Annotated in this window: 22 protein-coding genes; 16 read left to right on the forward strand and 6 right to left on the reverse strand. The window is 52.3% G+C overall.

The annotated features are described in order from the left end of the window. Positions 1–59: 59 nt before the first annotated feature. Together RDV48_11605 and RDV48_11610 are read right to left on the reverse strand one after the other, a co-directional pair. Positions 60–569: a ferredoxin-thioredoxin reductase catalytic domain-containing protein gene (locus RDV48_11605; protein ID MDQ7823433.1), complete on the reverse strand. Its 510-nt coding sequence runs from the start codon at positions 567–569 to the stop codon at positions 60–62. Next, positions 566–844 (reverse strand): glutaredoxin family protein, encoded by a 279-nt coding sequence (locus tag RDV48_11610; GenBank protein ID MDQ7823434.1) that lies wholly within the window; start codon positions 842–844, stop codon positions 566–568. Before RDV48_11610 ends, RDV48_11605 begins: the two co-directional genes overlap by 4 nt. Positions 845–993: 149 nt before the next feature. Between RDV48_11610 and RDV48_11615 the strand changes: the two genes are divergently transcribed. Next, a complete protein-coding gene (locus RDV48_11615) occupies positions 994–1,164 on the forward strand; it encodes a zinc ribbon domain-containing protein (protein MDQ7823435.1) in 171 nt (56 codons plus the stop codon). A 42-nt stretch (positions 1,165–1,206) separates the two neighbouring features. Here the strand turns inward: RDV48_11615 and RDV48_11620 are convergent, their stop codons facing one another. Further along, a complete protein-coding gene (locus RDV48_11620) occupies positions 1,207–4,809 on the reverse strand; it encodes a hypothetical protein (GenBank protein MDQ7823436.1) in 3,603 nt (1,200 codons plus the stop codon). Between the two features lie 131 nt (positions 4,810–4,940). Here RDV48_11620 and RDV48_11625 point away from each other — a divergent pair, with 131 nt between their 5' ends. From RDV48_11625 to RDV48_11655, 7 genes are all read left to right on the forward strand, one after another. Beyond that, on the forward strand, positions 4,941–6,299 hold the full coding sequence (locus RDV48_11625) for an ABC transporter permease (protein ID MDQ7823437.1): 1,359 nt from the start codon (positions 4,941–4,943) through the stop codon (positions 6,297–6,299). An 18-nt stretch (positions 6,300–6,317) separates the two neighbouring features. Beyond that, positions 6,318–6,995: an ABC transporter ATP-binding protein gene (locus RDV48_11630; GenBank protein MDQ7823438.1), complete on the forward strand. Its 678-nt coding sequence runs from the start codon at positions 6,318–6,320 to the stop codon at positions 6,993–6,995. Between the two features lie 4 nt (positions 6,996–6,999). Further along, complete coding sequence (locus RDV48_11635) at positions 7,000–8,505, forward strand: M48 family metalloprotease (GenBank protein ID MDQ7823439.1); 1,506 nt, start codon at positions 7,000–7,002, stop codon at positions 8,503–8,505. Positions 8,506–8,682: 177 nt separating this feature from the next. Beyond that, complete coding sequence (locus tag RDV48_11640; GenBank protein ID MDQ7823440.1) at positions 8,683–8,919, forward strand: type II toxin-antitoxin system HicB family antitoxin; 237 nt, start codon at positions 8,683–8,685, stop codon at positions 8,917–8,919. Positions 8,920–9,768: 849 nt separating this feature from the next. Beyond that, a complete protein-coding gene (locus RDV48_11645) occupies positions 9,769–10,059 on the forward strand; it encodes a hypothetical protein (protein MDQ7823441.1) in 291 nt (96 codons plus the stop codon). 343 nt (positions 10,060–10,402) lie between these two features. After that, a complete protein-coding gene (locus tag RDV48_11650; GenBank protein MDQ7823442.1) occupies positions 10,403–10,816 on the forward strand; it encodes a hypothetical protein in 414 nt (137 codons plus the stop codon). 137 nt (positions 10,817–10,953) lie between these two features. After that, positions 10,954–11,979 (forward strand): hypothetical protein, encoded by a 1,026-nt coding sequence (locus tag RDV48_11655; protein MDQ7823443.1) that lies wholly within the window; start codon positions 10,954–10,956, stop codon positions 11,977–11,979. Positions 11,980–12,035: 56 nt separating this feature from the next. Here the strand turns inward: RDV48_11655 and RDV48_11660 are convergent, their stop codons facing one another. The 3 genes from RDV48_11660 to RDV48_11670 form a co-directional block, all read right to left on the reverse strand. After that, positions 12,036–13,637 (reverse strand): hypothetical protein, encoded by a 1,602-nt coding sequence (locus RDV48_11660; protein MDQ7823444.1) that lies wholly within the window; start codon positions 13,635–13,637, stop codon positions 12,036–12,038. Between the two features lie 393 nt (positions 13,638–14,030). Further along, positions 14,031–14,228, reverse strand: coding sequence for a hypothetical protein (locus RDV48_11665; protein MDQ7823445.1), 198 nt, complete (start codon positions 14,226–14,228; stop codon positions 14,031–14,033). A 237-nt stretch (positions 14,229–14,465) separates the two neighbouring features. Continuing rightward, entirely contained in the window at positions 14,466–14,948 is a 483-nt protein-coding gene (locus RDV48_11670; protein ID MDQ7823446.1) for a transposase, read from the reverse strand. Positions 14,949–15,198: 250 nt separating this feature from the next. On the opposite strand from RDV48_11670, the gene RDV48_11675 reads away from it, so the two are divergent. The 8 genes from RDV48_11675 (at position 15,199) to RDV48_11710 (ending at position 20,252) form a co-directional block, all read left to right on the forward strand. After that, a complete protein-coding gene (locus RDV48_11675; GenBank protein MDQ7823447.1) occupies positions 15,199–15,477 on the forward strand; it encodes an STAS domain-containing protein in 279 nt (92 codons plus the stop codon). Between the two features lie 199 nt (positions 15,478–15,676). Next, complete coding sequence (locus tag RDV48_11680; protein MDQ7823448.1) at positions 15,677–16,327, forward strand: sigma-70 family RNA polymerase sigma factor; 651 nt, start codon at positions 15,677–15,679, stop codon at positions 16,325–16,327. Between the two features lie 61 nt (positions 16,328–16,388). Next, entirely contained in the window at positions 16,389–16,550 is a 162-nt protein-coding gene (locus RDV48_11685) for a rubredoxin (protein ID MDQ7823449.1), read from the forward strand. A gap of 53 nt (positions 16,551–16,603) precedes the next feature. Continuing rightward, positions 16,604–16,858, forward strand: a complete 255-nt coding sequence (locus RDV48_11690) for a hypothetical protein (GenBank protein ID MDQ7823450.1) — start codon at positions 16,604–16,606, stop codon at positions 16,856–16,858. A gap of 24 nt (positions 16,859–16,882) precedes the next feature. Beyond that, complete coding sequence (locus tag RDV48_11695) at positions 16,883–17,461, forward strand: hypothetical protein (GenBank protein MDQ7823451.1); 579 nt, start codon at positions 16,883–16,885, stop codon at positions 17,459–17,461. A gap of 47 nt (positions 17,462–17,508) precedes the next feature. Then, entirely contained in the window at positions 17,509–17,991 is a 483-nt protein-coding gene (locus RDV48_11700) for a hypothetical protein (protein ID MDQ7823452.1), read from the forward strand. Between the two features lie 102 nt (positions 17,992–18,093). Beyond that, positions 18,094–18,912, forward strand: a complete 819-nt coding sequence (locus RDV48_11705) for a nuclear transport factor 2 family protein (GenBank protein MDQ7823453.1) — start codon at positions 18,094–18,096, stop codon at positions 18,910–18,912. Between the two features lie 278 nt (positions 18,913–19,190). Further along, positions 19,191–20,252: a hypothetical protein gene (locus RDV48_11710; GenBank protein ID MDQ7823454.1), complete on the forward strand. Its 1,062-nt coding sequence runs from the start codon at positions 19,191–19,193 to the stop codon at positions 20,250–20,252. Positions 20,253–20,625: the final 373 nt, after the last annotated feature.

Genomic DNA, 20,625 nt, shown 5'->3' on the forward strand with positions numbered 1-20,625 from the left:
AATTAAAAAAAGAGGGCCCTCACTCGAGGGCCTTCTTTTTTTTCACCTGTGAGAGACATTCAGAGAAACCTCTCAAAGCGCTCCTTCTTGACTTTACAGACGGGGCATGTCTCGGGAGGCTCCTCGCGGGCGCAGAGGTATCCGCAAACCTTGCAGCGCCAGACAGGGTAGGCAAGCTTCCCGGGAAGGAGGGCGCCTCCAGGGATCTGCTTATCCCTTTTTCCCCCGGGAGGCCGGCGCTCAGGGATGGAGCCCTCGAGGACCACCTCTTTTCTTATCACCTTTTCTGAAACGTAGAGAGCGCAATAGCACATGTGAAATGCGCCGAGATCGGGATCCCTGTAATCGCAGGGGCAGATTATATCAAGGTCTTCCTCTTTTTTCCCTGAGGCGAGCCTGCAGGGGCATGCCCAGTAACCGTAACGGTCCTCGTTCACAAGGAGGCCTGCAATGAGGTCCTTGGTGAACTCCCTGTCAGGATTGAGATGGTAGCCTCCTGACTGGGCATCCCTGGAAAGCTTCTGCAATGCCTTTTCGATTCTTTCTTCAGCAGGGGCTTCTTCGCTCATTTCCCTAGGGCCTCCCTTATGGCAATCTCCTTGAAGCCCACAATGCACTGATCGTTAATCACTATGGTGGGAAAGGAGCACTGGGGGTTGTGCTTCTTGACCTCGTCCATGACCTCGTCCTTTTCCGGTCCCTTGAGCTTGTCCACATCGACATACTCAAAGGCCACCTTGAGCTCGCTGAGAAGATTTTTCACCTTGCTGCACCACCCGCATGTGCTCAGGGCAAAGAGAAGCACAGAGCCTCTCTTCTCGCCGTCCATATATTTTTTATCCATATCGAGCCTCCTTAAAGGGATCCCAATTATTTCTTTCATCCCTTCAAAATCCCTCTTTGCGTGGAAGGAATCTTTGCCGGCACAATGAATCTTTCCTTATATTAATTTATCTATATATTCAGAAATAAAAATTGAAAGGATGTGCCGCGATGGCTCTCAAGATTTTCAAGTGCACAAGGTGCGGAAACGTATTTGAGAGGCTCATAAGGTCCAGCGAAGAGAAAAAAAAGGAGCCATGCCCCCACTGCGGAAGCGAAGAGACGAAACATACCTTCCTGGGACAGTTTCTGGGCAAGGTGGGATGCTTCGAGGGCGGCTGAAGGAGATAGCAAGGGGGGAGTTCCCCTCTCACCACGGCCCTTTCATTTCGCCTTGGAGGCATTTCTCATGAGGGCCCGGTAATATTCTCCGCGCAGCTCCCACTCCCTGATCCTGCTCTTCTGCAGGGTCGCATTCTTCTCTGCCAGGGACCTGTCAATGGAAGGAAGGAGCGCCTGAAAAGCCTCGTCGCGCTGACGGGCCTGGCTTTCAATGGTATCCAGCGCCGAGGCCATTCCGTCGCGTTCTGATGAGAGCTGGGCGAGCCATACCTTGAGGTCTTTACAGTCCGTTTCCAGATCGCTTTCCTTCTGGCGGCCATCCCTCATCTGCTGCACTATACCGTCACGCTCGGCAGAGAGCACGGCAAGTCTGGCATCTATTTCGCCGATAAGGTGCTCATAGCTTTCCGCATGCTCGCGGTAGTGCTCTTTGAGCTCAATATAGGCCTCGCGGTGCTCCTTGGCGAGCTTCTTTTCTGAAGGCCATTCGGGCAGAATCTCGCGGATCTTCCCCTCGAGGGTCATGCGGAGCTTTTCCCACTGAGCCTGGTGCTTCTCGTGAAGGGCCGTCTCGCTCTTTATGCGGCCCTCGCACTTCCCGAGGGAGTCATTGAGAGCCTTGAGAGCGGCCATGGTCTCCTCTCTGGTCCTCTCGGCCTCATTGAGACGCACCCTGTCCCTGGCCAGGGTGTGCTCCACCATTTCAAGCTCCTGGCGCTTCCCCTCGATGTCCTTGGTGAGAGTGCGCAGCGCCAGGGTTTCGCCGAAACCGCACTCTTCAAGAACCGCCCTTGCCCGCTCACCCGCTTTTTGAAACTCGGCGCTGTCTATGAGGGTGAGAAGGGGCTCTACTATCGATGAATGGCCCATGTATTTCAGGCCCTCCAGCACGGTTTCCTTAAATACCGATGAATAACGCGGGTTATGAAGTATCTCGAGGAAGAACTCCCTGGCCGAGGGATTCTTCAGGGCATTAAGGCCCTGGAGTGCCAGGAGCCGCATGTCGTGCCGCTCATTATCATTGCGGGCACGGTCAAGGAAAAAGGCGAAGCAGTCGTCGATCCCGATATGCACAAGAGCCTGCATGGCACTGAGCCGGTAATTCGGTGCAAGCCCTGCGTCAGAGGCCATATGCTTGAGCTCATTGATGATGAGGGTCTCCTCTTCTGAAAAAGGCGGGTACACAAGATAGGCTAGGGATTCAAGGGCTCTCTCCCTCACCGTGTCGCCGAACTGCTCCTGCTTGAAAGAGAAAAGCGTGGCAGCGTGTGAACGGGCTCCCTCAATCCTCCTTAAAACGGAGAGCACAAGCGATATGACGTCATGATCAGTGGAGCCGCCCCCCAGCAGCTTCAGGAGCTGCGGCAGGAGGGTGGTGATGAGCATTATTTCCCATTTCACGTACTCCACAAGCTCACTATTCTTCCCCATCTTCATCGCCTGCATCTTCTCCTCGGCGGAATAGCGCGGAAGCTGGGCAAACCCTCCCGCCATTATTTCAAGCGTCACCTTCTGTACATAGGAATCATCGATGGAAAGAAGCTGGAGCAGCTTGGGGAAATACTTCAGGAGCTTCCCTTCTTTGACCACAAGCAGCTGGAGCACATGGAGGTGCACAACCGGCGCCACCTGGGGGCTCCTGAGAAGGTTCTCCATTATCCACTGGGCCTGAAGACGGGCCTGGGAATTCTGCCCGCCTATGGCGTTGTCCAGGATCTCGCAGAGAATTTTTTTCTGGAATGTTGAGAGGTCGGAGCTGAGGCCCTTCTGGAGGGCGAGGAACACATCCTGGCCCTTTCTTTCATAGAGGGAAGCCTTGGTCACAAGGCTGTCGCTTATGGTGCCCGCTGCCTTTTTATAAATCTCATCATGGGGAAACTCGGGAAAGAGAAGGATATCCAGAAAATCCTGGAGCACCTCCTCTTCCTCGCGGGAGTCGCGGGTGCTTGAGAACCATGAGAAAAAGAGATCAAAGGTGAGATTTCTCACCTCTCTCGAGTCTGAGAGGAAAAGAGCTCTCACCCTTCTTCTGAGCTCGTCGCTCCTCATCGGATTGGTTTTAAGAAGCTCAAGGGCAAGGATCTTTATGTCGTCGGGGGCTGGAGCCATTTCATCAAAAAGGGACGTGAGAAACGCCAGCACCTCGTCGTCGGTAAACTTTCCGCTCTTTATCAGGTCCACATAGGAAGAGAATGCGCCCTTGCGCACCTCGTCCCTCCCGTCACAGATCCCCTGCCTGAGAAACCTTATATTCTCTTCCAGGGGCATCTCCCTGATCTCCCTGAACATGCTCCTGGTGATTTCTCCCGGCACATCCTCTTCGGGAAGGCGCCTGATACAGGCCGCAACCTTTTGATAAAAAGGGAAGTCCGGGCTGTGGTAGTGCACAAGGACCTTCCCGGCTCTTTTCCTCACCGAAGAAGGGAACTTCCCTTCACCAGAAGCCATCTCTACCAGCAGGTCAATGACTTCCTCAGTGGGACAGGTTCCCAGAATTCTGGTGACAAGCTCCTGGGCCACTTTCTCGGGGTACTCGCCTTTCCTCACCGCGGGAAGAATCTGGAAGACCACCCTGGCCGAAATTGCTTTATGGGTCTCACAGAGAGAGGCAAGCTCATCAATCAGGTGGGGCAGTTCCTCCGGTGCAATGTCCTTGAGGAGGGAGAGGAGCATCTCAAGGGCGTCACGGTCTCTGGTCGCGAGGGCTGCCATGAGCCCCAGAAGGTTCTGCACGGTATCGGAGTATGCTTTTTCTTCTCCAAGAATAAGGGAGCGGTAAAAATTGAAAGCCACGGGAGAGGCGATATCTGAGAGCTCTTTGATGGCAAGAAGCCTTACGCCCGGCCTTGTGTCAAGAACACACTGAAGAAGGGGTGCCAGGGTTCTTTCAACCTTGCACATCTGATGATAACTGTAATTCAGGGACGGGTATGCGATGAGGGTCACGAGCCTCTCACCCTTTTCATTTCCCTCCAGGAGCTTCCTGAACTCGGAGCGAACATTCTCCGTATGTGCCAGCACGCGCCTGTTGAGATAGGCCAGCTGCTCCACTTTCTGGCGGTCCTTATCCTTGTGGCGCGGCAGCTTTTTCATCTCCTCCCTGGTGGTGGCCATTGCCTCGGGGTAGTGGTACTCAAAGCAGAGGCTGAGGGCCCTCGCAAGGACCTCCCAGGACTGGGCGCTTATATCGGTCTCAATGTTGAACTTCACCTGGAGGGTTTTCACCATAATCTTGTAGATAGGAAGATTCTTTTCCATCAGAAAGAGTTGGTGGAGCTTCTCATAGAGCTTTGGATCAAGGGTATTGAGATAGATCTCCATAAGGTCAAGGATCAGCGCTGACGGCACATCAAGGGAATAAATCTCGCCTATCTGCACGAGGGAGCTGGCGGCGGCAAGCCTCAGACGGCGCGGCAGACTCTCAGGAGCCTTCACCACCTCTATGAGGGTGTTCCTGAGGGATTTGTGCTTTCTTGTGCCCGCCTCCCAGATGGCCAGGTATTTCTGGTACTCAGGCACATCGGGAGAGGTGATGAGCTCCTGGAGCACTATATCGGCGTCTTTTCTGAAAAGGAGAGACATGGTGCCCATGAGGCGGTGGGGCAGCGATTTACCCGTAAGCAGTGAGCGGGTCTTCTCGTCCATACTCCAAACTTCTCCTCCCGCAGGAACTCTCCTTTTCAGGGAGGAAAGGAATTTCTTTACTTAGAATATAGTAAAATACGCCTTTGCCTTTGTACGCCAAGAAATGCTTAATCCCTGAAAGAGGAAAGACCGTGGTATCCCTATCCCTGGCGCAGAAAAACGTAATCCGCAAGCAGGAGAGAAGCCTTCTCACCATTATCGGAGTCATCCTCGCGGTGGGATCTTTCGTGGCCCTCCTTTCGGTGGCTGAAGGACTCTACCAGAAATTATACCGCGAGGTCTACGGGAGAAACATCGACATCTACATCCTCCCCCCCTCGACGCTTCCCCTGCCCACGGGCCCCATCGGCGCGCTGGGGTACTCGGCCGACGAGATCCGCATCATGGAATCACTTCCCGTAAAGCCCCTCACGGCACCCCTCCCCCCCGACAAGATGAAAAGCCTTGAGAGAAAAGTTGAAAACATCATCACGTACCTCACCCCTTCTGACACCGCAGAATCCAGCACCAAGATCCAGAACATAAAAAAAGCCATAGGGGTCACGAGATTCCAGCAGACCATCAACGGCAAGTCAGTGATCCTCTGGGGCATCCCCTATGACCAGAACGATATTGGCGAAGAAAATTTCCTTAAGACCTTTTTCCCCAACGTGACAGTTGCCGACGGGCTCCTTCCCACACCGGAGGGCCCCCCTGACGATCCCTACTGCCTTGAGGGAGTGAGGAAACTGGAAGAGCTCACCGAAGACGAGAAAAAGATAATCATCGGCACAAAGCTCTCACAGGATCTCAGGCTCCCCTGCGACAGGGAGTTTTCCATAAAACGGGGACAGAACACGGTAAACCTCAAGGTGGGAACGGTGGCCCGCTTCCAGGTGGGGTTTCAGGACTACTTCTGCTTCATGCCCGTTGAGACGGCCCTCACCCTCGAGGACTCGCCAGGGAAGGTGAAGGAGATATGGATCCAGGTCCAGGACAAAAAGCTTGTCAAGGAGACAAAGAGGCAGCTTCAGCTTAACCTTCCCGACCTCTCCGTCAAGACAAGCGAAGAATATCTCGGCGCTTCGAGCGAGCTGGTAAGATATGCATGGCTGCTGCAGTTCGCCATAGCCCTCATAGGCATTCTCATCGCGACCACAGCTTCAATGAACACCATGCTGATGTCAACCTTTGAGAGAATCAAGGAGTTCGGGGCGCTGCGGGCTATCGGCACCTCGCGCTTCACGATAATCATGATGATCCTCATTGAATCGCTCATCCTGTCCATTACGGGGGGGATCTTCGGAATTGTCGTAGGGCTCCTGGGCTCAAAATTCCTCGACGGCGCCGTAATGTCCATTTTCCAGACCTCCTTTCCGCTGGCCCATATCACCGTGAACCTGATTATCTATGCCCTGGTGCTCTCGCTTTCAATCGGTATCGTGGGAGCCCTGATCCCTGCCATCATTGTCTACCGCATGGATGTGATTCAAGCCCTCCGCGGGGAATAGCAACGACAGGAGCGCGCCATGAGAGTACGACTGATTAGCATCCACAAATACTGGGAGACCCAGGCAGGGAAGCTCCGGGTCCTGGAGAACGTGAACGTAGAATTCAAATCCGGGGACTTTATTGCCATCATGGGGCCTTCGGGCTCGGGCAAGTCCACGCTCCTCTTCCTGCTGGGATGCATCGATCTCCCCAACTTCGGCCATATCTTCCTTGATGAAACTGATGTGACGGCCCAGTCAGAGACCGTGAGGGAAAAAATAAGGCTCAATCACATCGGCTTCATCTTCCAGAATTACTATCTTATTCCCACCCTCTCGGTCATGGAAAACGTCATGCTCCCCATGCAGCTCGCCGGGTCCTATGGGAGCGAGAGGGACCAGCGGGCGGCATCTCTGCTGCGCCTCGTGGGCATGGAGAAAAAAGCATTTGAGAAGACCACCAGGCTCTCGGGAGGACAGGTGCAGCGCGTGGCGACGGCGAGGGCCCTGGCCAATCTCCCGGGGCTCCTCCTTGCCGATGAGCCGACAGGAAACCTGGATACGCGGGGAAGCAAGGAGATCATGGAGGTGCTTCGCTCGGTGAACGAGAACCAGAAGCTCACCACCATCGTAGTGACCCACGATCCCAAAGTGGCGAGCTACGCGAACAGGACCTACTACCTTGATGAAGGGAGACTGACGGCAACGGCGATCTAACAAAATGATGGGATACCTGGCCGGCCTCTCAGCCACACTCGCGATCTGTTTTCTCACCTCTCTTTACGGGGGGCTTCTCCTCTGTGAATATCTCAGGATCCCCCTCACACTGGCATCTTGCGCCCCCCTCTTCATTTTCGGCCTGCAGTATGCCCTTTTCCCCGCAGTCATCGAGAGGCTCTTCTCACCGATTACCTGGCACGGCGGGGAGGGCAGCTTCCATGAAATGATAAAGGAGCTTGCGCCGCCTGGAAAGTCCGGCAAAGTGACGACCGGGACCTTCCCCTGTCCCCTCCCGCTCATCTTCACCTTCGGCTCCCATGGGAACAAGGCGAGGATTCTTGCAAGCAAAGGGCTCCTGGACCTCCTGGACAGAAAGGAGATGAAAGCCGTCGCGGCCCATGAGCTCTCCCATGCCCTCTCGGGAGATTACCTTGTCATGATGTGCACGGGCCTCATCCCCTTCTTTCTTTATCACTGCGCCAAGAGTACCTTTCTCATAGGGGCTCACGTCAGCACCCTCAGGAACACAAGGAGCATTTCGCTCTTTTCAGCACTTCTCAGATGGCTCTGGGCGCTGTGCTCCTTCCCCCTCCTTTTCGCCTCAAGGGCAAGGGAGAGGAAAGCCGACAGCTCCGTGGAAGGCGGGCTCCAGGCCCCTCTCAGAAGGGCCCTTGCGAAAATCACCGCTTCTTTCCGGTCTTGCCCCGGGACAGAGACCAGGGACCTGCACAGGGCCCTCTCCCTCAGCTTCATTGGAATCATCGATCCCCGGTGCGCCATAGGCACGGTGAAATACGGAGAAACGGGCAGGAGGGGAAAGAGGTTCCTGCGGGAGGCCATTCTTAACCCCTGGCTTTCCTGGTTTGAATTGTTCTCATCCCACCCGGCGCTGCGCCTCAGAAAGGCTCCGGAAATACCAGAGGCCCAGGAAAGAGCGTTGAAGCATCATATCGGCCATGCGTACATTGAGATGGTCATCTTCTTCCTGCCCGCCCTGTCATTCATTGCGGGACTATTCAGCGTGCTCCGGGGAGGCTACCTGGGCCTTCCCCTGGTGCTGGGGGGCCTTACCGGCATCTTTACACTCTCTTTTCTATTCCCCCGCCCTCCCTCAAAGGCGGCCACCCTGCCGGAGCTGCTGGAGGGATGCCCCCTCTCGCCCCTCAGGAGCATCGCCTTCACCATGAAGGGCTCCCTGGCCCAGGCCGGCCACTTCGGCGCCATCCCCTGGTACCTTCTTTTCAGAGCCGGCGAAGGGACTGTCCCCCTTAAGTTCCTTACGGTCATTCCCCCTGAGGTCCTCTTTCTTCCGGAGCTTCTCGAGAAAGAGACCGAGCTCGCAGGGTGGATAAGAAAAAGCCCCTTTCCCCATGTGACGGTCTCCCGGCTCACCAGGGGGAGATGCCTCTATTTCGCCTGGCAGCCCCTCCTTCTCTTCGCCGCGGCATGGGGATCGCTCATCCTGGGATTGTTTTTAATCGGCTATCAGCTCTGCTCCGGAGCATGACCCGCATCAAGCGAAGATTCTTGATTCCACCTGCAGAAGATCATAATTATTTGCACGGATTACACACCCTTTCGGGAATCCAGAATCCGGGAGTCAGGGGGGGTGCACTCCCGAAAAGATGCAACAAGCGCTTGAATTGGTGCAAGGGAGGGGATAAGTGAGAAAGGGGCTTGTGAGGTGAAAAAGAACTACACGGTGCAGGTGCTGATTGAGCAGGATGAGGACGGCAGGTATGTCTCCTCCTGTCCCAGCCTTGAGGGGTGCTCCACCCAGGGCGACACGTTTGAGGAGGCGATGGAGAACATCAGGGATGTCATAATGATGTGCATGAAAGAGCTTGCGGAGGAGAAAAAGACTTTTGACCTAAAGTATCCCGAGATCATAGGGGTGAAGCACCTGGAGATAGCGATATGAGCGAGAGGCTGCCGGTGCTCTCGCTGGAGGAGCTTGGAAAGCTGCGGTGAGGGGCTGCGGCGGGGGAGGCCGGAAAATTTTGTCACTGAAAGAGTGCTTGCAATCAATGAGTGGGAATATGTCACCCTTTTTCCGGGTGAGGTTTAGAAGAAATATTCGGTTGGAATCGATGGTTCTGTGATGAAAAGTGCCAAGGGGACATGGGAAAGGTCAAATGACGACTACCGCGTGAGGATCACTCACCAGAGCGTGACAGACAGCTTCATGGTGAGGTTCAGTCCTGATGGGAGGAGTTTCACCGCTTATAAAGGAGGCCAGATATACAGAAAAGGCAGCCGTGTCAAATGAGACCGGGTTCTCTAAGTGGAGAGAAAATTTTCAGTAGCATAGGACAATGGGGAAATTGCCATGAAAAACGAGAAGAAGAACAAGCCGGATTGCATTCGGTGGAGTACGACTTTTCTTGCGCTCACATGATCTTCCTTATTTCGCTTTCTCAGTAATCAAGTGGGGGAAGCAACGGGAAAAAATATTCTGACATCTTCAAAGCAGTGGGGTAGTTGATAGGAAGCTTGATTTCGGTGCCCCCCGTCCTCCGAAGAGAGTATACAAGAAATTTCGGGAAAAGTCTAGAAATTTTCCGGCGAAGGGTGACGAAAAGGGGGCAAAGAGAGAAGAATTCCGGGAAGCGGTGTGTCGATGCGAGGAAAAAGGCGGGATATCAGGCTGAAAGCCCTGATTCTGTAAGCGCCGAACCAGAGCCCTTACTGCCCCTTATATCTTCAGTTGCACCCGAGAACCACTCGATGAAATAGTAATCGGCATAGGGGTATTTGGTGCGCATATGTAATGGGGTGGGGCGGCCTCGATACGGAGGAGAAGCACCTGAAGGCCCAGTCGCTGAGAGCGCTCCTGCAGGAGGTGGGCACGCACCCCGCGATGCTGATGGGCGGGCTTGCGGGCCTCGAGGATCGCCTTTCGTCCTTCAGTTGGGTGCAGATGAAGGACGAGGAGAAGAAGGCCCTCATTGAGAAAGCGGAGGAGCTCCGGGCGCTTTCGGCAGAGATGGGCAGGCTTCCGGAGGTGAGAGAGGCTGCCAGGGGAGAGCTTGAGAGGCGCTCCGAGAAGGGCGGGGGATAGGCTTCTGTGTATGAAGCAGCGGTCTGAATCGTATGTTCATAGAATGCTACCGCGGGGTGTGGAGGTTTTGTCTACAGAATATCGTTTTGAATCGATGTGTGCTTCATGGTAGTCATTTCGGTTTTAAGCTAGCGGTAAAAAGCATCTATTGGGAGGCCCGAATTGCTCCAGAGTGCTTTGGCTGACAATTCATTTTATGATTGGAAAGTATCGCACTCAACGGGGCGTTGTCTTTGGTGCAGGGCTTTTTTGAAAGCACAAGTTTGCTTACCAATTCTGTTTTGGGGATTTTCATTTTATCTTTTCTCTCCGTGGTTATTCCAGTGATACTTTCGACAACTGATTGAGCGAGATTTTCAGCGATTTTGCGGGATTTGGAAAGCTGGGATTGAAGGGTGTCGCAGAGAACCAGAAGGGATTTGGTTTTGGTAACGATACGGTGTGGTTCGGGAAGAGGAGGATACTTGATAACCTGGAGAAGCTTGCGGGAAGAAGGGATGTATCCCTCATGGTCCGCCTTCCCCTCATACCGGGAATCGATGACAGCGACGGCAACATAAAGGCAACCGCGCAGTTCTGCAGAAAAACCGGTATCAAGGAGATTCACGTGCTTTCCTATCACCCTCTCGGCATCCCGAAGTATCAGCAGCTCGGCAGGGAATATACGCTTCACGGAACGCCGGGCCCCTCTCAGACAAGCCTCCAGGAGCTCAAGGAGATAATTGAAGCAGAGGGCATGGAAGGTATCATCGAGTGACGGGGTGAATTTTTTCCTGGGAAAAGGTTCTTATTCATCCGTTGCACCTGGGAGGGCCTGCTCCCCCTTCAGGTATCTCTGGAAATATAAGGGTAAACCGGCGTCCTGCTGTTGCCCGGAGAGGAGATTATTCAAGTATGGCAGCGTTACCTTTCAAATCTGTCATTGCAGTCATTGTCATCTTTGCATGTATATCCTGCGGCTGTTCAACAAACAGCGAGTCCGCCAGGTTAAAAAGTGACCAGGAGCGACTCCGGAGGGAAAACGGGGAATTGCGAAAGAAGGCGCTTCTGGTCGAAAGCGAGAACAGGAGACTCTCCTCTGAAATCAAAGATAATGAGCTGAGACTTGAAGCGCTTAAGAGAAGGATCAATACTACTGACATTCCGATGGAAATCTCCAATAGAAATCTAGAGGAGTGTAAAAGCAACCTCATGGAAATATCTGTTGCCATCAAGGAATATGCAAATACTCACAAGGGAATACTGCCGAAGAAACTTGACATGCTCCTGGAAGGAAACAAGTATCTGATATCAAGACCAGTCTGTCCTTCCGCAGGTAAAGACACCTATTCAGCAGGCTATTCAATGTCGAAAGATGGAAAATCGTTTATCGTCCGCTGCGCGGGACATAACCATAAGGATAAGGGTATCGCTCAAAATCTGCCGCAGTACAGCTCAAAATCCGGAATGGCTGATTCTGTAAAACAGCTGGCGCTCACCAGCCCGAAGCCCGCCATAGAGATAAAGGATCATATTACCGATAAATGGTATAAAGTGGTGATAAGAATTGGCAAAGTCGATAAGGATATGATGCCTCTGAGGGGAGATATCGAGGGGGCCATAAAAAAGAATGATGCCGTGAATTTTCTCTTCTACAGCGATAATTACAGAAGCGGGCTCGATGAAGAAAAAGCCGAGCGCAGGCTCTATGAAAAGCTTAAAAAGCTGCTTGCCGATGATGGCCGGCTTAAAGCGGGAGAATGTGAAGTTGAGCTGGAGCTGAAGCTGCGTTTTATCCCTGACGGAACAAGAAAATATCATAAGGTGAGCGGAGGTTATGTCGATTACTGGCATGTTGCCAAGGAATTGCCTGCGTGGAGGGTAATTATCAAAGATATTACGAAATATAAAAAAAGATCGGGAAATATCATTGATGTCTGAAATTGACGGGCTGATCCTCACATGGCATTCTCGTCACTCAATGCCCGCCTCTTTTCTTATTCGATAATGACCGGTGTGGGTGTGAGCTCAATGATGAGCTCCTTCCCGCCTCCCTCAAGTTTTGCCGGGGAGGCCTCCTGCGATGTCGTGGGGATTTCCCAGAGCTCCCGCGCGTTTCTTACCCCCTTGAGGAGCACTTTTTTTGCAGGAAGGGGGTCCGAGAGCGGGCGGACTTTTTCTTCCCGAAGCCAGGCCGCGTACACAACCCTGGAAGAGCCCGGGAAGGTGAACCGGTAAAGGTCGGCACCGCCTTCTCCGGGCAGTTTTTCCGCGGTCTTGAAGCCGTCCAGCTTTTCCGCAAGCAGTTTCAATGCGTAAAAGGCTGCCCAGGGCTTCCCCTCCCTGTCCATAAGGCCCATGTAAGGGTTGCGCACAGTGAGGGCCGCCGGTGTGCCGTCCCAGTCATGGGGCATGCCCATGAAGACCTTCTCAAAGCCCGCCGCGAACCTCGTGACGAAGACCCGGGCGAGAAGGCGCGCCTGTTCAGCCCTGTACCACTCCTGCGCTTTTGCGTGGCCGGGATTATTCTTCTTCTTGACGGCCTCCAGGATCTCTTTCCCTCCCGGCACAGAAAGAGAGGGGTGAAAAACCCCGCTCTCTATGGGCGCGATCTGCGGCTCGCACCGCGCCTCCATATCCCATATGGCCCTCTTCAGCCCGGTCTTCGCCATCTCTTTCCTTACCCAGCTCATATAGCCCGCCGAGGCCGAGGGGTGAGGGCCGTTCCCCCCGGCGTCCAGGATATCATAGAAGGGGGCAAGGGCGATTGTCTTCTCGGTGAAAGCCCGCGCCCGTTTCCAGATGGCTGCCGTCCTGGCATTTGACGGCTTTTCCAGGAAGGCGGCAAAGCGCTTCTCAAAGAGAAGACCTTCCGGATCCTCATGGAAAAGGTCATTCCACCTGATGCCGTTTGAGATTATCTTCACCTCGGGGCAGGCCTTTTTTGCCGACTGCCAGGTTTCCCTGAGAAGGGTCTCATAGTCCTCCACGGTGCCGGTCCAGAACATGGGGTTGGCATACTCGTTCCCCACCTGGTAGTGGAGGATGGGGAATCTGAGGCCTGGCATGTCGTCTCTGCCGTCGCCGTCGTAACGCTCCACCATGGCCTCCACCCAGGCGCGGTAAGCGGGCATCGCCGAGGGCTCGGGGAGCCTGTCGGTGCTCTTCCAGAGGATCTCCGGCAATGTGAAGCCCATATCGGGGCGGTACTTTATGGGACCGGCAAACCATCCACTCATGGTTCTCAAGGTGAAAGAGATGCTCCATCCATGCTTCTGCCACTGCGCCACGGCCCTGTCAACCGCTGCCCACTGGTACCTGTGGACAACCCCCCTGGGCTTCTGCGGCTCAATGGATGCCCATGACACGGGGGCAAAGTTCACCCAGCGGGCCCCGGTCCCGCTGAACTTCCGGGGCCACTCCTCTCTCTGGTAGAAGGGCTCGCTGTAGAAGACATAATCTATCCCGAACCTGGAATCACGCCTTTCCTCCCCGCTGCGCGGCGGCGCACCGGCCTTGCTGCTCGCGGGGCTTTTCCCGCAGGCAGTGAGAAACAGTATCCCCAGAAGCGCAAGAATTCTGAAAGCGATGGTTTTCATGGCCCGGTGCTCCTTCTCCTGAAAATGAACTCCCCCTGTGTTCCCGGATTCAGGGGGTGTCGCCCTCTCTCCTGTGTATTCCTGCCCCGGAGGGATGAACCCTGCCGCCATAATGAGCGTGAGTATAGAGTGGGGGGATGCGGAGTTTCATGACTTTTCCCGGATAAAATCGCTTTGCATCATGGCTTTGGATGCGCAAGGCTTGATGTTTTCCCCAGAGAGAAATAGCGCAGTAAGATTCCTGGGCCATAAGAAAAATTGAAGAGGGCAGGGTAGATTTGCATGTAACAGGCGAGCGTGGGAGCACTCCACTATTCATGCAACGGCGGGCAAGGCCCCTCAAGAGGCTTAAGAACACGTGAAAATATGCCTTTCCTGCACATCTGCATCTTTTTACATGAGAAGGCCAGATCTGTCAAGACCAACGTGGTGGTCGTTACTATGGCACTGCTCCTCTCCCTGCTGAAGACCTGCCATCATCATTAAGCCCGGCAATAGACTTAAGACTATTGAGGTTGAATTCTTTTTTCTTCGTTGTTTTTTATATAAAACAACTTCTTTTTCTCTTCCCCCTGGGAAGAATGGACTCACTCCATACCTGCCTCCTCTTGCCAGGCTCTCAAAATCCACTTGCCACGTTTACATCCGCACTCTTTGAGGATCTATTCTTTGAGATCCGGTGCATGGTAGGGTCCGTCAAGCACAGGTGCTGCAATTTTGGGACCGCCATCATTTGTGGCGACAGATGCACCGCAGTCACCTGGACTGAGCAAATGGATTCTTGCCTGGTAATCCCGTTATGCGATCATATTTTCAATGCTGTTCTTGCTATTCTCCCTTCCCTTGTGCCTTTTGTCTGAAAGGCTCATAGACCTCCCCTGTCACCCACAGGCGGTGCAGGAGCACCGAGAGCTTACGTGCCACCGCTATGATCGCCCGTTTTTTCGCTGCCTTTCCTCCACGCTGGACCATGTGTAATCCCCAGCGCCTCAGATCGCAATCTTTTCCAAAAGGGCCAAGGATGTAATTCGCGCTGCTTACCAGCAAGCGTCTCATATAGCTGTTCCCTGCCTTGGCGATGCGCATCTGAGTTTTTCTCTCTCCTGAATCATCACGCCTGGGACGCAGATCGAAGTATGATCCAAGAATTCTGCTTTTCTTGAAACGATATGGATCACCTATGGTAAGGACATAGGCCAGGCCAGTCAGCGCTCCTACACCATTCACCTGGCAGAGCAGCCCGGTAACGGGATAGGTATCTTTTGCCAAAATCTCAATCTGCTTTTCATAGTCTCTGATCTTTGCGGTCATGATGCCTATCATGTCAAGCAATGGCGATAGGCTTGGCAGCTCCTCTTACGTGGTTTATCAGTGCAGTTCGGGTGCTGACCAGCGTATCACGGGTTTTTTTGATCTCCAGACACACACCTAGCGGTATTTGTCACCTACCTCCACTCCCATTGTCAACCTCGAAATTATTAGACTTTTTCTTATAGAAAGCGAGCCATTGATCTTGTAATATATTAAAGGTATAGAGATAAGGCAGGTTGAGGGCGGGAAAATGGCGGACCAGGAATCAGTAAATGGAGAAATGATGCTTGTCACAAGAGAGCAAGACAGGGTAATCATACTGGAAATCCGGGGTGATGTGGATATACATCATGTAAAATCTCTGGGCAGGGAGCTTGAAAAAATATTATGCGCGGGAAAACATATTCTCTTTAATTTATCCAGGACTTATTATTTGGATAGTATAGGTCTTTCTCTGCTTATTGCTTTTCAGAAAAAGCTGAGGAAAGCAGGTAAATTCTTTGACTATGCTCTCCTCGAAGCCATATGAAAAGAATTCTTCACCTTGTGAAGCTCTATGGGTTCTTTACAATTTTCGAGAATGAAGCTGATGCGATTGGGGCATTCTGGAAAAGCCCTGAATCTGTTACCATTTAAAAGTTTTTGAGTGATGAATATACAACCATGCTGCCAATTAATTTCTGTAACGGTGATAATAGAAAGTAATATGGGGCAAAGGTTTTATAATTATGGCATTAGTATTTAATACCGACAGTGAGGGTGATATCATGGCGACTGATGATACTCTTGTTACCCTTGCACAGAAAATGGAGGGACAAGCATTCTACGAGCTGGTGAAGCGTTACCAGAAAAAGATATATCATATTGCAATGGGCATTACCAGAAATCACCACAATGCAGAGGAGGTCTCCCAGGAAACCTTTTTAAGTGTATATAGAAAGATAGGCGGGCTAAAGAATGTATCCAGCTTCAATACCTGGATACACAGGATTACCACGAATTTTGGCCTGATGAATTTAAGAAATATAGACAACTCGGCAAAGATATCCTTTGATGAGCCATTACAGCTTAACAATGAGCAGGTGAAAAGAGAAGTTGTTGATTGGAGAATGAATCCGGCGCTATTATACGAAAAAAAGGAATTCTGGAGATTAGTTGGCAGGTTAATAGAATTACTGCCCGCAATTTATAAGACTGCGTTTATCATTAGAGTTATTAACGGCTTTTCCAATCAACAGGCGGCAGATGCCCTGGGAATTTCCCTTCCGGCAGTAAAGTCCAGGACTCTAAGAGCAAGATCTTTACTTCGTAAAGGTTTAAATTTACAATGGAAGTTCCAGCCTGATAATTGCCAGAATCACGTTAATAGCCACAATTAGAATTGACGCACACAGCACTCAATTCCCGGGCAAATTGTCTGGAGAAGAAGGGAGATTAGATATGCAAAAATATGTATGCGATGTATGCGGCTATATTTATGATCCTGCCGCTGGTGATCCCGATGCGGGTATTCCCCCCGGCACCCCTTTTGAGAAACTGCCTGATGAGTGGGTATGTCCCGTATGCGGCGTTGGCAAGTCGGAATTCTCTCCAACGGAGTGAACAATTTTTTTTGAAAATTTTCAGCAATGTGCTTAAAAGAAAGGAGTTATGAAATGACACCGCAACAAATTGCTCAAAAAGCAATCAGTATTATGAATAAACGAATTACCAATGAGATTTTTTTAATTATTCAAAACAATCAAAATCTTATGTACGAATACTTGAAAGCTGTAGAAGATAAGGGGATTGACAATATTAACCAAAGCATTGGAAAAGAAGTGAAGTCGGCCTATTACCTGAAAAACATAAATGATAGAGAAGAAAACCCCTCTTGCACATTGATACAGAGCCATCAAAAATTCGAATAGCTTTTTTTGTAGCGTTTTAGCCACATGAAGATACCCTCCTGTAGAATCTGGAGCATCCTGCGGAGGATCCACAGGAGGGTATCATCTCATATTATTCATGCCACTAAATACTTACTGTATTTTTATTACACTGAGAAAATTCTGGAGAAGATGACCTACATGCCACAGGAGGGGAAGGTACTGTACGGCGACGCACGTGATATGAAGGTCTATGATGCGCTTGATTTTCCTGCGCTGCTTTCCTGCCACATCACCGGCAGGTGGGAACGCAGAGTTGTTGCATATGGCTATTGCCTGCCCCCGATCTTCCAGGGGAGCCTGCTCCCCCCAGGGGGGTCAAACAAATCCAGGGGGATGAGGAAGAAGCAGGAGATTGCCGGAGAGCCGCAGGTGATAGAGCCGGTGCTTTACCCAAAGGGCATCACTAATGCACAAATCATAGATTTGGCATTAGTACATCCTCAAAGGCTTACAGGAAAAGATGGGCGCAATGGATTCAGAAAATCTGGGGTACGGATCCGCTTTTGTGTCCAAAGTGCGGAGAAAAAATGGGGCACAAAATTTTTGCCAGGAGAGTTCTTTTCTGGTAAAATTAGTGAGTGACGGAAATCGAAAATCCTATCCTTTATCCTTCACAGAAGGAGGAAAAAATGATGTTTCCAGTGAGAAGGACAATCTTTCTCGCAGCGCTTGTGCTTCTGCTTGCGGCATCTTCGCTGAATGCATCCGCCGTTGAGAAGATCCGTCCCGATCAGAGGGCCGTTGAGCTTATCGACAGGCTTCTTGCGGCATTATCAATTCAGGATCCCGATGAGCGCCTCAGGGCAGTGATACCTCTTGTTCACAGGAGCATGCTGACAGAAGACGGCAAGGACCTTGACAGGGACACCAAAGACTTCTCATATAAGAAAGCCTGTCAAAATGTCGGATTTTACCGATACCCCGCCGATATCAAAGAGGTCCACAAGGGAAATGTATATACCATCGGCTGGAAGGAGACCGCTGAAAAGGGAAGGACAGACAGATATTTCATCAGGAAAAAGCCGGGAGCGAGCGGCGTCCCCGCCCCTCTTTCAGTATTTCTCCCTGAAAACGGCGGTCCTCCAAAGATAGTTGATATGGGAAGCCTTTAGATCGCGCCTGGTTTCTTTCCTTCTGCCATATTCTGGAGCATCAATAAGCGGTCACGCGGAAAACAGGTACGCGGCATGAAAAGGTGAAAGGAGTATTTCGGCATGAGCAAGCGGACAGGCCTGTCTCTCTCAGTAGTTTTTGTGTGTATCCTCATTGGTTTCAGTCCGGTCAGGGGAGCTGAAATCATTGGCAGGGGAACACAGATCCGGGGCAGCGCGGGCAGCAATGCCCGTCTTGAAGGTAAAAGCTTTACCCTTCCCATGCAGTTGAGCATATTTTCTGCATCCTCCAGCGGGAAAGGTTTCTGGATAAGGGACGCTTCCAGCGGGTCGGTGGTGAAGAGCTTCTGGAGGGCGGAAGACGCAAAGGGAGTAATCATACCCGCGGGAACCTATCAAGTGTTTCCGAATCTGCAGGAGGGGCAGTTAAGAGCCGAAGTCACCGTGGTCTTCAGGTACGGCGGCCCATCTCCCGCACCATCTCCCTCAGCCGGGCCCGGCAAAGCCCCCTATTCGGTAACTTTCAGGAAGAATCAGAAGGTTCCCCCGGGCATTCAGCAGCTCTTTGAGCAGTACGGCAAAGCCTATGTGACCGGCGATGCAGGTATTGTCAGGGAGATTTTTTCTCCCGATGCGGCAGTAGAGATTATTGATACAAAAAACAAGGTGACCAGAAAAAATTATCTGCAGTATATGAACAGCTTTGACTATGCTTTCAGAACCTATGTCTATACCTCTGCCGAGTTTTATGACATGGAGGTGGCCCCTGGAGGTACTGCGGCCCGTATCGAAACGATGATGAGGCAGATATTCTCCACGGGCCGGGTTTATAACAGCCAATGCAGTTTTCTGCTGAAAAACGAGGGAGGAACATGGAAAATTTCCGAGGCCCGCTTTAAGGTGCTCCCGGAGGGAAGGTAGGCCGGGCTCAGCAGGGCGCGCTCCGGAAAAGAGGCGGCGGTCCCGTGGTGAATTCTCCTTTTGACAGGGTTAAAATAATAGTCTATAATATAGGAACTTTCATCAGACGGGCTTTTTTCTCAACAGTCCCGTCAAAATTCCAGCATTCCACCGGCTCTGGCGGATTGCCGGCCTTTCAATGAGCCTCAGAAACATGCGAAGATCGCTGATAAGGACCAAAGAATCCGGGAAGAGGGGGCTGGAAAAGGGCGAAATAATATGAAAGGACCTTCCTCAAGGTGAGAAAATTCTTTGCACGGTTTTCACAGGCATGCTTTTATCTCTGTGCGCTGCTCTTGAGCGGCACCATGCCCCTGCAGGCTCAGGGGTATCATCCTCCCTGGACTGCGGTGCTCAACCCCGCAGACGGCAGAGCCGTAGAAAGCTTCCGATTCGAGGAGCCCGGCGAAAAAAGCTCCCCTCTGGATCTGCCCTATGCTGATTGCACAAAATGGGAGATCCTGCCGGAGGAGAGAAGGCCTGATTCAAAGGCCATGAAGCTTCCTGCTGTGTACAAAGGAAAAAGCATCCATGCGGAACCCTGGCACATCGCTTCTGAGAACCGGGTCCTGGTGTTCCTCAGTGAAAAGCCCTTTTACGTGGAGTCGGTCCCTGGAAATGTCGATGGAGACTGGGTCGTGGTGGATCCGGCCACAGGGAGCATCGTATTCGATCTCAAGTTTCATGCGAGGAGTCTCACCGCGGGAAGAAGCCTGTCGTTCGAGCCGGGGATTTCTGCCTGGGGCCGTTACGCTGCTCTTGATATCGCGCAGAAAACCACGGAAATATACGACATCGCCGCAGGAAAAAAGCTCGCCTCTCTGCCGGTCCCGTTCAGGCCCTATGAATGCCACGGAATCTGGGCTGCCGGCGGATTCATCTATGTTCAGACGGGCCGGGGGCTCTCGAAAGCTGACCCTTCCACCGGCAGAATCCTCTGGTCCTATCCCCACGTAGGCAGAATCAGGGGAGTCCGCCTTCATTCCGACGGCCGCCTCTATGTCGCTTTTGATGAAGATCCGCACACGCTTCAGGAGTCCCTGAAGCGTGCCGCGTCGCAGCGCTTTCATGGCAAAGATTTTTACGCGGGCATCGTCCCCTATAAAAACAGCTACTTCGGCTCCACGCGCACAGGCGGCGGGGACAGCAGAAAAATCGCCGTATGGGAGCTGCTCCATGGAAAGTGGTCCTTTATCTTCGAGTATCAGGAAGATATGGCGGAATCGGAAAAAGACAGGCTATACGCAAAGAGCCGCTTCTCCTCAAAAATGCGCAGGCGGCTGGAATGGCAGGCTCCATAGATGACGAGCATCTCTCGTCAGGCGGTGCGTTCCGCTTACCCCGCATCGCTGAGATTCCCGCACAGGGGCATTTCCCATCTTATGCATGCGCGTGTATGAAAAGAAGATGCGATTCTTGCACCGGAAGGCCGGCGATTCAGATGAGTGAGAATTCTCCTGATTGCCGGAAAGCAGGTTAAGGCTGCACGGTAACAGAATTACTGGCAGGGGGCTTTCAAAGCCTGCAGAGGCTCCTTCGGGAGCTCATCAGCCTTTTGCAATAAATAGGAGAGTGCCATCATGAATTTTTTCTCCGCAGTCACCACCTGGGAGCGGTATGTGCGCTGATTTTTCTTCTAGGCCTGCCTCTTGAGGCATCGGCCCGGAACAGCGA

The sequence above is a fragment of the Candidatus Eremiobacterota bacterium genome (assembly GCA_031082125.1).
Classification (GTDB): Bacteria; Vulcanimicrobiota; CADAWZ01; order CADAWZ01; family Ess09-12; genus Ess09-12.

What these genes read in the sequence shown, in the direction of transcription:
- RDV48_11605 (MDQ7823433.1), bottom strand. Translation starts at nt 569, where the DNA reads ATGAGCGAAGAAGCCCCTGCTGAAGAAAGAATCGAAAAGGCATTGCAG.
- RDV48_11610 (MDQ7823434.1), bottom strand. Translation starts at nt 844, where the DNA reads ATGGATAAAAAATATATGGACGGCGAGAAGAGAGGCTCTGTGCTTCTC.
- RDV48_11615 (MDQ7823435.1), top strand. Translation starts at nt 994, where the DNA reads ATGGCTCTCAAGATTTTCAAGTGCACAAGGTGCGGAAACGTATTTGAG.
- RDV48_11620 (MDQ7823436.1), bottom strand. Translation starts at nt 4,809, where the DNA reads ATGGACGAGAAGACCCGCTCACTGCTTACGGGTAAATCGCTGCCCCAC.
- RDV48_11630 (MDQ7823438.1), top strand. Translation starts at nt 6,318, where the DNA reads ATGAGAGTACGACTGATTAGCATCCACAAATACTGGGAGACCCAGGCA.
- RDV48_11635 (MDQ7823439.1), top strand. Translation starts at nt 7,000, where the DNA reads ATGATGGGATACCTGGCCGGCCTCTCAGCCACACTCGCGATCTGTTTT.
- RDV48_11645 (MDQ7823441.1), top strand. Translation starts at nt 9,769, where the DNA reads ATGGGGTGGGGCGGCCTCGATACGGAGGAGAAGCACCTGAAGGCCCAG.
- RDV48_11655 (MDQ7823443.1), top strand. Translation starts at nt 10,954, where the DNA reads ATGGCAGCGTTACCTTTCAAATCTGTCATTGCAGTCATTGTCATCTTT.
- RDV48_11660 (MDQ7823444.1), bottom strand. Translation starts at nt 13,637, where the DNA reads ATGAAAACCATCGCTTTCAGAATTCTTGCGCTTCTGGGGATACTGTTT.
- RDV48_11670 (MDQ7823446.1), bottom strand. Translation starts at nt 14,948, where the DNA reads ATGACCGCAAAGATCAGAGACTATGAAAAGCAGATTGAGATTTTGGCA.
- RDV48_11675 (MDQ7823447.1), top strand. Translation starts at nt 15,199, where the DNA reads ATGGCGGACCAGGAATCAGTAAATGGAGAAATGATGCTTGTCACAAGA.
- RDV48_11680 (MDQ7823448.1), top strand. Translation starts at nt 15,677, where the DNA reads ATGGCATTAGTATTTAATACCGACAGTGAGGGTGATATCATGGCGACT.
- RDV48_11685 (MDQ7823449.1), top strand. Translation starts at nt 16,389, where the DNA reads ATGCAAAAATATGTATGCGATGTATGCGGCTATATTTATGATCCTGCC.
- RDV48_11690 (MDQ7823450.1), top strand. Translation starts at nt 16,604, where the DNA reads ATGACACCGCAACAAATTGCTCAAAAAGCAATCAGTATTATGAATAAA.
- RDV48_11695 (MDQ7823451.1), top strand. Translation starts at nt 16,883, where the DNA reads ATGAAGATACCCTCCTGTAGAATCTGGAGCATCCTGCGGAGGATCCAC.
- RDV48_11700 (MDQ7823452.1), top strand. Translation starts at nt 17,509, where the DNA reads ATGATGTTTCCAGTGAGAAGGACAATCTTTCTCGCAGCGCTTGTGCTT.
- RDV48_11705 (MDQ7823453.1), top strand. Translation starts at nt 18,094, where the DNA reads ATGAGCAAGCGGACAGGCCTGTCTCTCTCAGTAGTTTTTGTGTGTATC.